At 62.6% G+C, this 13999-nt stretch carries 11 protein-coding genes; 4 read left to right on the forward strand and 7 right to left on the reverse strand.

Annotation, left to right across the window (positions count from 1 at the left end):
• Window positions 1–68: 68 nt before the first annotated feature.
• Window positions 69–2234 carry a malate synthase G gene (locus tag ACOGXH_RS08845; RefSeq protein WP_419930349.1) on the forward strand — a complete coding sequence of 722 codons (2166 nt, stop codon included), beginning with the start codon at window positions 69–71 and terminating at the stop codon, window positions 2232–2234.
• 36 nt (window positions 2235–2270) lie between these two features.
• Here ACOGXH_RS08845 and ACOGXH_RS08850 read toward each other — a convergent pair whose 3' ends face one another.
• Entirely contained in the window at window positions 2271–4613 is a 2343-nt protein-coding gene (locus tag ACOGXH_RS08850) for a DUF2339 domain-containing protein (RefSeq protein WP_419928743.1), read from the reverse strand.
• 467 nt (window positions 4614–5080) lie between these two features.
• Window positions 5081–5806 (reverse strand): hypothetical protein, encoded by a 726-nt coding sequence (locus ACOGXH_RS08855; RefSeq protein ID WP_419928744.1) that lies wholly within the window; start codon window positions 5804–5806, stop codon window positions 5081–5083.
• A gap of 23 nt (window positions 5807–5829) precedes the next feature.
• Here ACOGXH_RS08855 and ACOGXH_RS08860 point away from each other — a divergent pair, with 23 nt between their 5' ends.
• Window positions 5830–7089 carry a sulfotransferase family protein gene (locus tag ACOGXH_RS08860; RefSeq protein ID WP_419928745.1) on the forward strand — a complete coding sequence of 420 codons (1260 nt, stop codon included), beginning with the start codon at window positions 5830–5832 and terminating at the stop codon, window positions 7087–7089.
• Here ACOGXH_RS08860 and ACOGXH_RS08865 read toward each other — a convergent pair.
• The 3 genes from ACOGXH_RS08865 to ACOGXH_RS08875 are packed head-to-tail and all read right to left on the reverse strand — an operon-like array spanning window position 7086 to window position 9691.
• A complete protein-coding gene (locus ACOGXH_RS08865) occupies window positions 7086–8168 on the reverse strand; it encodes a DUF1214 domain-containing protein (RefSeq protein WP_419928746.1) in 1083 nt (360 codons plus the stop codon). The two genes, ACOGXH_RS08860 and ACOGXH_RS08865, sit on opposite strands and share 4 nt — an antisense overlap.
• On the reverse strand, window positions 8165–8872 hold the full coding sequence (locus ACOGXH_RS08870) for a PaaI family thioesterase (RefSeq protein ID WP_419928747.1): 708 nt from the start codon (window positions 8870–8872) through the stop codon (window positions 8165–8167). The genes ACOGXH_RS08865 and ACOGXH_RS08870 overlap by 4 nt, the downstream gene beginning before the upstream one ends.
• Before the next feature lie 21 nt (window positions 8873–8893).
• On the reverse strand, window positions 8894–9691 hold the full coding sequence (locus ACOGXH_RS08875; RefSeq protein ID WP_419928748.1) for a glucose 1-dehydrogenase: 798 nt from the start codon (window positions 9689–9691) through the stop codon (window positions 8894–8896).
• Between the two features lie 82 nt (window positions 9692–9773).
• On the opposite strand from ACOGXH_RS08875, the gene ACOGXH_RS08880 reads away from it, so the two are divergent.
• Window positions 9774–10964 carry an amidohydrolase family protein gene (locus tag ACOGXH_RS08880; protein ID WP_419928749.1) on the forward strand — a complete coding sequence of 397 codons (1191 nt, stop codon included), beginning with the start codon at window positions 9774–9776 and terminating at the stop codon, window positions 10962–10964.
• Window positions 10965–10995: 31 nt separating this feature from the next.
• On the opposite strand, the gene ACOGXH_RS08885 is transcribed toward ACOGXH_RS08880, so the two are convergent.
• On the reverse strand, window positions 10996–11883 hold the full coding sequence (locus ACOGXH_RS08885) for an oxygenase MpaB family protein (RefSeq protein ID WP_419928750.1): 888 nt from the start codon (window positions 11881–11883) through the stop codon (window positions 10996–10998).
• Between the two features lie 37 nt (window positions 11884–11920).
• Window positions 11921–13102 carry a cytochrome P450 gene (locus tag ACOGXH_RS08890; RefSeq protein ID WP_419928751.1) on the reverse strand — a complete coding sequence of 394 codons (1182 nt, stop codon included), beginning with the start codon at window positions 13100–13102 and terminating at the stop codon, window positions 11921–11923.
• Window positions 13103–13122: 20 nt separating this feature from the next.
• Here ACOGXH_RS08890 and ACOGXH_RS08895 point away from each other — a divergent pair, with 20 nt between their 5' ends.
• The gene (locus ACOGXH_RS08895; protein ID WP_419928752.1) at window positions 13123–13974 is read left to right on the forward strand and encodes an SMP-30/gluconolactonase/LRE family protein; all 852 of its coding nucleotides are present in this window, start codon (window positions 13123–13125) and stop codon (window positions 13972–13974) included.
• The last annotated feature ends 25 nt before the right edge of the window (window positions 13975–13999 follow it).

A 13999-nucleotide genomic window follows, 5' to 3' on the forward strand; every position in this document is an offset into this window, starting at 1 on the left:
TTATTTCCAGGAAACATGACCTTGCTTGAGAAACCGGCCAAAACAACTTCTACCCTGTGGCCGTGCCCATGACCTGCGAGACCCTTGGAAAGCTCGAAGTGGCCAGCCCGCTGGCCGACTTCGTCCGCAACCAGCTTGCTCCTGGCACTGCTGTGGGGGTCGAAGAATTCTGGTCGTCCTTGGAGCAAGTCGTCGAACGCTTCACGCCGCGGGTGCGAGCCAGCTTGGATGAGCGCGACGACCTACAGGCTCGAATCGACTCCTGGTACCTCGACCGGGGTTCGGAACCCAAGGAGGCGGCCGACTTTCTGCGCTCCATCGGGTATCTGGTCGACGATCCCGGACCAGTGCCGGTAACCACCGCGGGAGTGGATCCCGAAATCGCATCGCTGGCCGGGCCGCAGCTTGTCGTCCCGCTGGACAACGCCCGCTATGCCCTTAACGCAGCCAACGCTCGCTGGGGCAGCCTGTACGACGCCTTCTACGGCACCGACGCAATCGACGAGGCGGAGGGCGCCGAGCGGAGTGGGCCATACAACCCGGTGCGGGGCCAGCGGGTAATCGATCGAGTTCGGGCTCTGCTGGACGACCATGTTCCGTTGTCCTCCGGCTCCCATGCAGACGCGGTGGCCTACACGGCAGCTGCCGATGGCCTGCGGGTTGACCTGTCCGACGGCTCAAGTACTCAGTTGGTCGAACCTGAGCAGTTCGCCGGTTTCACCGGCATGGCTTCGGCTCCGGAATCGGTGCTGTTGCGCAAGCACGGCCTCCACATCGAGCTGCTGATCGACCGCGATCACGCCATCGGCCGAGATGACCCCGCCGGGGTGGCCGATGTGATGATGGAATCGGCTCTGACAGCCATCATGGACCTGGAGGACTCGGTGGCCGCGGTGGACGCGGAGGACAAGACACGGGCCTATACCAATTGGCTCGGGCTGATGCAGGGCACCCTCACTGCCTCATTCACCAAGAGCGGCCAGGCCATAACCCGCAGCCTCAATGCCGACTCCACCGTGATCGACCGGTTGGGGAAACCCATGACGGTCAGGCGGCGCAGCGTAATGCTGATCCGCAGTGTGGGTTTGCACATGGAAACCGACATGGTTCGCCTGAATGGCCAGCCGATTCCCGAGACCATCGTCGACGTGGCGGTGGCAGCTTGGGGTGCCCTCCACAATCTGACCGGCTCTGGCCCCCATCGCAACAGCCAAACCGGATCGGTGTACATCGTGATGCCCAAGCTGCACGGTCCCCGCGAAACAGCTCTGGTTCGTGAATTGTTCACCGAGATTGAGGGCATCTTGGGCCTGTCTCCCAACACGCTGAAAATGGGGATCATGGACGAAGAGCGCCGGACGTCTCTCAATTTGGCCGCCTGCATTGCCGAGGCCTCAGAGCGGGTGGTGTTCATCAACACCGGCTTTCTGGACCGAACCGGCGATGACATCCATACAAACATGGAGGCCGGCGCCATGGTCCCCAAAGCGGAGATCAAGGCGTCGGGCTGGCTGAACGCCTATGAGGAGGCCAATGTGGCCGTCGGGCTGGCTATGGGTCTGCCGGGGCATGCCCAGATAGGCAAGGGAATGTGGGCTCGGCCCGACGACATGGCTGCCATGCTGGACGAGAAGATTGGCCATCCTCAAGCGGGAGCAACCACTGCGTGGGTCCCCTCCCCCACCGCAGCCACTTTGCACGCACTGCACTATCTGGAAACCGACGTTGCCGCTCGACAGACCGAGATTGCGATCTCGCCGCCAGACCGCGCCAAGGCCGTTCAAGCCATGCTCGCCCCCGCAGTCCTGCCCCCGGACCGAGAGCTCTCCCCCGCCGAAATCCAACGGGAGCTGGACAACAACGCCCAGGGCATCTTGGGTTACGTCACCCGGTGGGTTGGACAGGGGGTGGGCTGCTCCAAGGTGCCAGACATAGACGATGTCGCCCTAATGGAGGATCGGGCCACCCTTCGGATCTCGTCCCAGCACATCGCCAACTGGCTCCACCACGGGCTGCTGTCGGAAGAGCAGGTGGTGGAGACCATGCAGCGCATGGCCTCAGTGGTGGACAGCCAGAACGCCGCCGATCCTGCCTACAAGCCCATGAGCAGTGACTTGGCGACCAGTATTCCGTTCAGCGCGGCTCTGGCCTTGGTGCTGGAAGGCCGCGATCAGCCCAACGGCTACACCGAGCCGATCCTCACAGCCCACCGCCGCCGCAAAAAGTCAACCTAGATACACCTCGGCAGCAAGGCGGGTGACCTCTACCGATCAATCCTGAGTGCCGTTGGCGGGTTGCGATGGAGGGACGGGGGCGAAGTAGCCGACGATCAACAAGAGAATGCCGACGGCGATAAACGCCACCACCCGGCCCACGGTGGCCTGATTTCGGAGATCGACGAGGAACAACTTGAGCACCACTGCGCCCATAAATGAGGCGCCGGTCATCCACGCCGACCGGTTCACCCGGCGCACCCCCTCGACCATGGTTGCCAGCCCGATCAGGGTCCAGAGAATCGACAGCGAGGTCTGGAGGGCAGTGGAGTCGAACATCGAGTCGGTATCGAAAGACACATCCCCCCAATGGTGAACGGTCCTGACCGTCGCCATGGTTGCAAACGCAACACCAGCTGCGGCCAGCGATGGCACCCACAGTCTGTCAACCCACTCATTGAGCCTGCCGATCCCCTCGACGGCAACCTCTCGCCGCCACATAAACGCCACCGCCGCCAGCACTATTGCGGTCAATTCCAGCGGGTTGAGCACCGGCACATAGCGCAGGGGCGTGGGATCGCCATCAGAGATGAACAGCAAGACCGCGACCGCAATCGCCACCGCCGCCAACACCGGCCCGGCGCCCAACGCCAGGTACGCCGTTCGATGCGGTCGAAGCGGCCACTTCAACACTCCTGATCCCCAGAGGATCGCGCCCACCAGCACCAGTGCGGCCAGGCAAGCCGAGACGATGGGCCACACCCCATTAGCCGCCTGGTCAGCTTGCCAGTGGACCACTGCGCTGACTAGTACCGTCAGCACCCAGACACTCCCGGCATGAAGCGCCTGCTCGAATCGGGGGCGATAACCCGAGTACCGGTGCAGCAGGGAGTAGTTGGCGGCCATGACTAGCGGCCATGCCGCCCACCCGTAGTGCTCGAACGGATACGACTGCGTGCTCAGGGAAACGGCCAGAACCACGGCCATGGTGGGGAAAATCAGCGCTCCCCATCCGGCGAGGTTCAGCCACCGCAACTTCTGAGCCGAGAAGGCGACAAGCCAAAACGAGAATGCCGCAAACACAAAGGAAGCAGAAAGCTGGGCCGAGGGGACGTGGTATTCGATCTCCAAGCTGCCGGCGACAAGCCACCAGCCAGCACCCCATGCCATCGCCAGCCATGCCGCGATGGAGTCAACCTCAGCGTCCTTTCTCGCCTTATGAAGCAGCAGGCCAGACACGATGCCTGCGGCGGCAAGCAGCGCGGTGCCCAAGAGGAACTTGTTGGCGATGGGATGCTCGCCGGCGGGATAGGGAAGCGAGTCTTCCAAGTAAACAGCCAAGCTGAACCCCCCAAGCACCTGAAGGGCGCCTCCTGCGGCGACCGCCAACCACTTTGCTTTGCGGCATCCAACCCAGAGCAGCAGAAGGCCCTGACCGGTCCAGGCAATCGAGGTGTAATAGGCATCAAAAGCGAGCGGAATGGCAATCGCCGCGAAGACCACCCCGAGGGCCGCATACGCGATCACCAACTCGACGTTTTGGCGGCTGAATTTGCGGGTAGCGACGGCAGCGCCGCCATAGAGCAGCGCCGTTCCTGTTGTGCTGATCGCCGATCCGTGCTCTGTGTGCCCCAACAAGATCTGATGCATGACCAAGCCGACGATCGGCGTGCCGAGCACCAAAGGGATAAGCCATGCCCCGTCTGCAAGGCTCCTGGCGCTCAGCGGTCTTCTGGCGGCAAAGAGCACGGGAATGGCTGTGTAGACAACAAGGAACAAGGCGACGAACGGCACTGTGGTGGTCCAGTCGTCCTCCAGATGGCGAGCAGCAAGCCAGAATGACGTGACCCCAAACGTGAATCCGAAGCCGAGAAGGGTGAGTTCTGGCCAGACCTTGAACCAGGCCACCGCGACAATCGCGGCGTTCAAGATCGCGTAGAACGTGAACACCAGCACATGGTCTTCGGGCTGGGTATACGAAAGCACCGGAGCGAGAAAGCCGCCGATGATTCCAAGAACTGCCAACGACCGTGAATCCTGGGTAACAGCGAGGGCGCCCGCACCCACGGTGATGGCCACTACAAAGACAAACGCCAGCGGTGCGGCCAGGACATCGTATCCGGCGAAAGCGGCGTAGATGGCCAGATACTCCACGGCGATACCGCCGCCGAGGAGGCTTAATCCGTAGATGGGCCGCTTGTACCGGAAATGCCAGCCCACGACTAGCAACGCTGCGCCGAAGGCCGCCACGGCAATCAACACCATCTCCACCGTCACGGTGATGAGGCCGCGCCGATTTGCCTCGCTGATCAGTAGTCCCAGTCCAACCATCGACACCAACACGCCGACCTTCACCGGCAAGTTGCCGGTGATCACCCAAGTCTTAAGGGCGGTCGCCATCCTCGCCCCTCGGTACACAGGCAAGGCTGGTTGTGCAACCGGAGGCGGAGGAAGCGTCGAGGCTGGTGGTGCAACCGGAGGCGGAGGAAGCGTCGGGGCTGGTGGTGCAACCGGAGGCGGAGGAAGCGTCGGGGCTGGTGGTGCAACCGGAGGCGGAGGAAGCGTCGGGGCTGGTGGTGCAACCGGAGGCGGAGGAAGCGTCGGATCGGGCGCGGCTGCTCGTTCCCTTCTGGCTTGGGCTTTCTCCACTGCTCCCAGCCGCCGCCGGTACTCAATATCCCGACCCAAGAGGTAGCCGACAAGGCCGCCGAAGAAGAAGCCTGCTAGTTGGTCCAACAGCGCGCCGACCGCAGCTCCAACGATGGTCAGCAGAATGGTCCACTCGGTCGCCCTCGGGGGCAGAGGCGGAATAGAGTCCCCAGTGGGCTGCTGCGGGGGCTCTGGCATCCGCATTGAGGGTAATGCAGTTACATCCCCCAGGGGGTTAGGTCCACGTCCAATTCCCGGAGGCGGTTGATGATTGTGGGTGGATCCATGGTCATGGCCGGCCAGTGGTAGTCGTAGATGCGGATGTTAAGCACAAACGCGATGTACTCAGCTACCTGGTCAACGGTGAAATAAATGCCCCGACGGCCGATGGACGCCTCGTAGGCGGCCCCGTTCTCGCGGTTCAACACGAAGTTGGTGTGGTCGCACATGTGCTTCATGTCGGTGTTCACCCAGTCCCAGATCACCTCCGTACTCAGGATCAATGGCTCAGAGGGCTCCGCGGATAAGAGCTTGAAGTCCTTGGAGACGAGGGTGATGGGTTCCAGCGTGTGAGCGTCGTAGGTCCGCAGCTCCACCTCCTTGTCCCGGAAGTACGGAGTCCACGACACCCCGATCCCCTCGTGGGCGCAGCCGATATAGCTGTGGAACTCCCCGTCGATGTACATCTCCACCTGGCTGGGGAACGCCGAGAACGGCGGGGCCTTCAAGATGTCGCAGTTGGGCGACGTCTCGTCAATCACGAACACGATCCCCAGTTGTAGGAGCTTGAGCGCCTCCAGCAAGCGACGCCGCTCGATGCCGGTCCCCGCGTGCATGGCGGCCAGATTGGGGGCTCGCTTGTTGTCCGCCCAGTAGTCGAAGACGAACTGCCGCAGTTCAAGGGCGTCCTCGGTCCACTGAATCTCGGGTACATGCTGGGGCATGGCGTGACATTATCCTGCCGGGCGTGAGCGACCGCCCTGCCCCCATCCGCATAGAGGACCTCGTCGATCCGGTGCTTGCGCCGGAGATCATCGAAATGATGGAGCAGACTGCGCCGCTGGCCGATCAGATCGACCTGAGTCCTGAGGCAGTACTGGGAGCGGCTACCGCCCAGACGGGCCTCAACGATTTCGGCTCCGACGAATTTCGGGAACCATTGGAGGTGCTGTGTCGGGCGATGGACACAGAGGCCGACTTCTCCCCCATGGGAAAGTTGAGCCAGTTCAGCCAGCTCACCGCCTTCGCGGTCAATCGGCTGCGCATCGAGCAGTACATCAAGGAACATCCCGACGCCCTGGATGTTCCTGTCGATCGTCCCATAGTGATCGCCGGGCTGCCTCGTACCGGCACCACGCATTTGCACAACCTCATATCTGCCGATCCGGCGTTGCGCTCGCTGCCCTGGTGGGAATCTCTGGAGCCGGTGCCCCCTACCGAAGAGGCCGGCACCATTGAGGGCCGCGTTCAGCGGGCCAGAGACGGGCTGGTGATCATGAACAAGGCCGTGCCCCATTACGACCGAATGCACGAAATGACCTGGGACCACGTCCACGAGGAAATCCACCTGCTGGCCATCGACTTCTCCACGATGCTGTTCGACTGCTCAGCCGTTATGCCCTCCTGGCGGTCGTACTACAAGGAGCACGACCAAACCCCGCATTACCAGTATCTCAAGCGGATCCTCAAGGTTCTTGCTCATCAGCGCCCGCCTCGCGAGCGCTGGGTCCTCAAGTCGCCCCAGCATCTGGAGCAGATTGGGCCGCTCATGAACGTGTTCGGTGACGCCACGGTGGTGTTCACCCACCGAGACCCGGTGTCGATCACCGCCTCGTTCGCCACCATGATCTGCTACTCGGCCCGCATGAGCGCCCCCCACCCGGTTGATGTTCACGGCATTGGCCAATGGTGGGCCCAGCTCATCCAGGACATGCTCCAGTCGTGTACCGACGACCGCGACCTGGTGCCTCCTGAACAGTCCATCGACGTGCTGTTCCACGAGTTCATGGCCGATGACGTGGCCATGGTGGAGCGCATCTACAGGCTGGCCGACCAGCCGTTCACCGCAGAAGTCAGGGGTGCCATGGACAACTACATGGCTGAACATCCCCGCGGCAAGCACGGCCGAGTGATCTACAACCTGGCTGATTTCGGCATGACTCCAGAGGAGCGCCGTCAGGCACTCAGTTTCTACACCGACCGCTTCGCGGTGGAGCTAGAGCACTAGCGAACTTCAGCCAGCTTCATCACCTCAGCGCTGATGGGGTCGGGGGTCCGCTCGGGCAAGAACCAGCGGAACCAGATGCGCCCGTGGAGCCTCCCCTGGGTAGAAACCCAGTTGGGCACACCAGGGTCGGTTGCCGCGACAACGATGGTCCACGAGCCGTCGTCATTGAGCTCCACCTTGGAGCCGTTGGTGGTGACATCGTCGTAGTCGTAGTTGAAGCAGTGCAGGAACTGATTCCACAGGCACATATTCCAGAAGGCGCACTCCGGTGAGCTCCCATTCAGCACCAACGCCTCGTCATCGGCCAATTCGAAGGCTCCCATCGCGTAGGAGGCGTCGCCCGCGGCCCAGCCGAATGTCTCGGTGGGAACCGGAAAGGGGTCATCAACGTGGTTGAGCGTGCCCAGTGGTATGGGTACCAAGGCGGCCTGCTCCTTCACCCAAGTCGTCGCATGCTGAAAGCGCTGGGCCACCTCAGAATCGGTATGCACCTCGCTCCAGGGCGGCGCCGGGTCTAGGCACTCGATGCGCCAGCGCGCCTTCTCCCCGTTTACTGGGTCGTTCATGTAGTCGCGGGTGCAGGCCACCACGGCATCGGGCGCAAGCTTCAGGAAGTTGCCGTCGTGGTCGTTCGGGCTGACGATCATCTCGTAAGTCCCGTCGGGATTGGGAGTCATCTGAGTGGTGTTGAGCGTTCCGACGATGCGCTCGGAGTAACGGCCGTCATCCGGGCCCCCGTACACAGTGAGCGACAGATACACCGCATCGCCGGGGTCCACGGTTACCCGGTAGGTGCGGGTGGGATCGACCCGGGCTATGAAGTAGAAGGCATCAGAGTTGTCGCCGCCCCATTTCTTGTACGGGCCCACGATCTCGGTAAACCGAGGTCGGTTGGTGTCGGCCCACACGTACACCTCCAGTGCCACCTGGGTAATGGAGAAGATCCATCGGTAGCCCTCTAGCACTGCCTGGTCGTCGGCCAGGGCTTTGGGTCCCGAGAGAAATTCCTGATCGATGCCCTTCATGGTGTCGAGCAGCTGGTAAACCGCGGCGCTGGTTGCGAATCCGGTGTCCGTCATGGGGTCTCCTTTGAGCTTGCTGTTTCCGATGGCTTCTTCAGGTCGTCAACAAGCTGGCGATTGGCCCGAATAAAGACACCCTCGGCGGTTGCCGTAACAGTTCCGTCGTAGACCATCTCCCCAGCGGCATACAGCTTGCGGCCCTCGCTGCCCGATGGCCACGCCCGCAGGGCGATCTCCTCCATCAGCGGGGTCGGTCGGTGGTACTTCACGTTGAGTGTCCCCGTGTAGCCGCCTCTGCCGTTGACCACGTTGACCACGCCCAAGAGCTCGTCGAACACCATTGCGATGATTCCGCCGTGTACCAGCCCCGGTGGCCCGGCATAAATCGCCGACAGGTTCATCCGGCCGTGGACCTCGATACCCTCAGCCCAGAACTCCGCAGGGGGCGATGCCGGGTTCAGCCGTCCGATGATTGGGCTGTAGGGGAAGAACGCCATCGGGTCGCGGGACTCGAATACGGTTTCGAGTTCGCCCATCACCCCTTGGCGTTGGAGCCCCTTCATTTGCTCGGCTTCGAGCAGTCCAGCTGCTTGTTCGAGCAATTCGGTGGCCTCGGACACGGCATCATCGCTTGCCGCGGTTACCCGCACCGCGTTCAGCAGTCGGCGCGCGGCGCTGGCTACGGCCAGCCGTTCGACGCCAGCACCGTAGTCGGGGCTGGGGGCAGCGCTGGGGGCATCCCAGAGTGGTGGTTCTCTCAAGTGAGTGAGGCGTTCAGAGCCTCATCCTGGGGTGTACCCGTATTCGACGACGTGATCGGTACCGGGAAGGCCGGGGGTGATCAGGCCGGCTCTCCAGCCACCGTCAACGCTCAGCTCGGCACCGGAGATGTAGGAGGCCTCGTCGCTGGCCAGGAAGAGAGCGGCATAGGCAATCTCGATGGGTTCACCGATTCGGGGAATGGCCTGGTAGGTGTAGGGCTCCTTCTCAGCGCGGGGATCGCTCGTCGGGTTGCCCATCGGCGTGTTGACTCCACCGGGATGGATGGAGTTGACCCTGATGTCGAACCGGCCCCACTCAATGGCCGCAGTCTTGGTCATGCCCCGGATGGCGAACTTGGAGGCAGAATAGCTGATGAGGCCGTTCTTTGACTGAAGGCCGTCAATGGAGCTGATGTTCACGATGGAACCCCCACCGGCCATCTTCATGGGCTCGAGCACGGCCTTCATACCCAGGAACGTGCCTACCTGATTGACGTTTATGACCTCCATGTAGTCGTCCAAAGAGGTCTCCTCAATGGCTGCCGGCCTGATGATGGCGGCATTGTTGACGAGGGCCCTTAGCGACCCCATCCCCGAAGCCGCCTCAACTGCCGCGGCCCAGTCGGCTTCTTGGGACACGTCAAGGTGTACGTAGCGGGCGTTTTCGCCGATACTGGCGGCTACCTGCTCACCGTCGGCGTCAAGGACGTCTCCCAGCACCACTTTGGCTCCCTCGGAGGCAAAAAGCCGGGCTTCGGCCTCCCCTTGCCCTCGGGCTGCTCCAGTGATGATCGCTACCTTGCCGTCCAGCCGTCCCATTTTTCGGCGCTCCTTCTTCGATCAGGCGGTACTTGCGGGGGTCACACTACCCGTCCTGTGTATGCGGCCCTAACCTGTGCGCATGGATCTGGGATATCGGGCGTTCGACGCCGACAACCACTACTACGAGCCCCGAGACGCCTTTACCCGCTACATCGATCCCGCCTACGCCGATCAGGCGGTGCGACCGGTTACCGAAGCCAACGGCACTGAAGAGGTATACATCGGCAACCGACGATTCACCTTTTTGGAGCACCGCAACTACGACACCGCCCCTCGCCCGGGAATGCTGCGGGAGATGTTGAAGGCCATGAAGCGGGGCGACGACGGGGGGAACATCAAGGGCACCCGGGTTTCTGAGCCCCACCGGCCCGAGTACGTGGAGCGGTCAGCCCGAGTCAAGGTGCTCGACTACCAAGGCATAGAGAGCGCGGTGCTGTTCCCCACTCTGGCGGTGTGCGTGGAGCACTTCATGGTTGACGATCCCGATCTGCTCTACGCCAACCTGTCTGCCTTCAACCGCTGGCTGGACGACGAGTGGGGCCTCAACCGGGATGGCCGCATCCATGCCCCTCCCCTGTTGTCGCTGGTCGATCCCGACAAGGCCGTGGACGAGTTGGAATGGGCTCTGGGGCGGGGGGCTCGGGTGGTGTCGGTTCGTCCGGGGCCCGCGGCCGGCCGCAACATCGCCGACCCGGTCTTCGATCCCTTTTGGGCTCGGATCAATGAGGCCGGCGCGGTGGTCGGATTCCACATCGGCGAGTCGGGTTACAACCAGTCGATGTCGGTGCACTGGGGCGAAGAGCCCAATCCGCCGTCGCACCGGCAGTCGGCATTGCAGTGGACATGCTTCTACGGCGACCGCCCGATCATGGAGACAGTGGCTGCGCTGATCTACGCCAACCTGTTCGAGGCCTTTCCCAACGTTCGGGTCATGAGCGTGGAGAACGGCAGCCTCTGGGTGGATTACCTGATGGCGGCTATGAACAAGATGAACCGAATGGGCCGCAACGGACCGTGGTTTAGAGGACCGCTAAACGAGAAGCCCAGTGACGTGTTCCGCCGCCACGTGTTCGTATCCCCCCATCATGAGGAGCCGGTAGCCGAATTGGCCCGGACCATCGGAGTTTCCCAGGTGCTGTTCGGTTCCGACTGGCCCCATGCCGAGGGCCTCGCTGAGCCGCTGGAATTCGAGGAGGGCCTATCGAGCCTCTCCCCCACCGAAACTCGTCTCATCATGCGAGACAATCTGGCCGGTCTGTTGGCGAGCTAATTCCGCCTATCAGGGACAGGCAGGGTCCTGGCTAACTCCGCTGTTCGCGAAACAGCCGCGGGTCGTAGGACACGCCGCACCGTTCAAGGGCGGCCTGCCAGGCAGGGCTGTTCTTCATGATGCGCCGCAGACCCAAAACCATCCCCGTGCTGCTGACTTTGGCGCCCGGCATCGGGGTCAGCCCTAGGACCGACGTGATCTCTCGGGGGATCGTGGTGATGGCCCCGTTCATCAGGATTTGGTACCCCGCTTTCTGGGCCGCAGGAATCGGAGGGTTCTGAAGGAACCTGACGGCAGCTCGCATCCCCGGGCTCGGTGCCAACGCAGGATGCCCGGTTATCCACTCCCTCAGCTCGCCGGCGGTTGTGGGCAGAGGCGAGGCGCCCAGCATCTCCCCCACCCTGGATTGCTCAACCACAAATTGGTCAGCATGGGCATGGCTCAGGCGCCCGCCGAAGCGCTGATAAGCCTCCAGAAAGGAATCAGTCAGTGAGTTGTGGACCCACGCCGCCAGATCTGGTGTTGAGGCGCTATACGCCTGGCCGCGGTGGGAGGTGCCGCTTACTCCTTGATGGGCGGAATTGACCAGGTTTACGGCCTCCTTCACTTCGGGCATTGCGCCGAAGGTGGCCGAGGTGACATAGAAGGATGTCCGGCTGAGCCGGCCAAGGGGATCATCTCGATAACGGCTGTGCTCGTCCACTCCGGCGACCACTTCCGGATGGGCCGCTTGGATCAGCAGTGCCCGGATTCCACCAATGAACACACTCACATCGCTAATCACCCGCCAGCTGATCGAATCAGGACCGCACAATCCTGGATCTCCCGGAAAGTCTCCGGTGTGCTTCAACGGCATCTCCGCGTGGGCGAACATTCCGCTCACCGAGTTGATCACCCGAGTCTTAGCCCAGTGAAGCATGGCTCGATCACCCTATCCTCGGCGGAGTGGAACCTGGTCAGGAGGTCGTCACCAGCAGTTCTTCGAATCGGCGGATGGAGGCATAGGGCACCCATGCGGGTTCCGCGGCCAGCTCCATGCGGGGAAAGCGTTCCAAGAGCATGGGGAAGGCCACTTGACCCTCTAGACGGGCCAGGGCCGCTCCGAGGCAGTAGTGGATTCCCTGGCCGAAGCTCATCAGCTTGCCTCCCGGGCGGCGGATGTTGAATCGGTTGGGATCATCAAAGGCGGCCGAGTCCCGGTTTGCGGCCAGGGACATTGTCGTGACTGTTTCCCCGGCCCCCACCGGAACACCGAACAAATCCAAGGGCTCAGCGGCATCTCTACCCGACCCCAGCACCGGGGCTTCGAAGCGGAGGATCTCATCGACCGCCTGGGCGGCCAAACCAGGATTGCCGTTCAGCAATGCTCGTTGGTCTGCATGGGACAGCAGCAGCGCCGCGCCGATCATCAGCATCGAACGGGTGGTGTCGTGTCCGGCAAAGAGCAGGTTTTCCACCATGGCGATCAGTTCGGGTTCGGTGAGAACATCTCCGTCGGATTCAGCAGCGATCAGTTTGCTGAGAAGGTCATCGCCAGGGTGCCGCCGCCGGTCGGCTATGAGTTCGGCCACATAGCCATTGAGGCCGGTAATGGCCGATTCCAGTCGATCCAGCAATTCGGGCGTGTGAATTGAGGAGAAGACGAGTCCGAGATCTGCGGTCCAGGCGGCAAAGTGGTGGTGGTCACCAGCAGGCACCTCCAGCATGGCCCCCATCACCCTGATGGGCAGCTCATGGGCAAATCCGGCCACCAAATCCACGGTGTCGCCGTGGAAATCGTCCAGCAACTCCTCGGTGATCTCAATCACGCGGGGGCGCAGCGATTCCACTGCTCGAGGGGTAAACGCCCGGCTGACCAGACGGCGCAGCCGGGTGTGGACCGGTGGGTTGGCGGAGAACATGACCTGACCCCACCATTCGGCGATGGGACCTTCGGTGATGCCTCGGGGGGCCAAGAGGTCGGTGGTCAAGAACCGGGGATCTCGCAGCACCATCTCAGCCGCGTCGAAGCTCAAGGCGATCAGGCCTCCGTCGGCCCCCCGCCCCAGAGGATGCCGGCTGAGTGCCTCGGAGAGATCCGGATAGGGGTTCGACCAAAACGCCGGATCGGTCAGGTCTACAACAGGGAGTTCGTCCACAGTCGCTATTGTCCCCCGGCATGGAGATACTTCCCAGCCCTGAGACCTTCGTAGGGGGAATCGATTTCGGCGAGGGTCCCCGGTGGCATGACCGCCGACTCTGGTATTCGGACTTCTACCAGTACACCGTGAATGCCGCTTCGTTGGACGGCACCGTTGAGGTGATTGTTGAGGTTCCCGGCCAACCGTCAGGTCTGGGATGGATGCCCAACGGCGACCTGCTGGTGGTGTCGATGAGGGACCGCCGGGTGATGCGCTATGACGGGGTGGCGCTCCACGAGCATGCCGACCTTTCGGGAATTGCTACCTCGCTCTGCAACGACATGACGGTGGATGCCGAGGGTCGGGCCTATGTGGGCAACTTTGGGTTCGACCTTCACAGCGGAGAGGACTTCGCCCCAGCCACCCTGGGATTGGTGCAACCCGACGGCAAGGCAGAAGCGGGGGCCGATGGGCTGGCGTTCCCCAACGGGGCGGTGATCACCCCTGATGGGTCCACGCTTATCGTGGGCGAGAGCTTTGCCAGCCAGTTCACTGCGTTCGATTTCGGGCCCGAGGGCCGGCTGGAGAACCGCCGGCTTTGGGCCGCTGTGCCCGGCACCATCCCTGACGGCTGCTGCTACGACGCTGAAGGGGGCATTTGGTATGCCGATGCCATTGGCCGGGCCGCTCTACGAGTGGTTGAGGGGGGCGAGATCACCCACCGAGTCGAAACGGAGCTCAACTGCTTTGCGGTGATGTTGGGGGGCGATGACCGCCGTACCCTCTTCCTCGTCACCGCTCCGGGCTCGCATCCGGACGAGGTGCAAGGTCTCGGGCAGGGGCGGATTGAGGCCATACCAGTGGAAGTCCCCGGCGCGGGATTGCCCTAGCAGCAATAGAGCTAGCGAGGAGAGA

The organism is Candidatus Poriferisocius sp. (assembly GCF_965208355.1).
Taxonomy (GTDB): Bacteria; Actinomycetota; Acidimicrobiia; order Acidimicrobiales; family Bin134; genus Poriferisocius.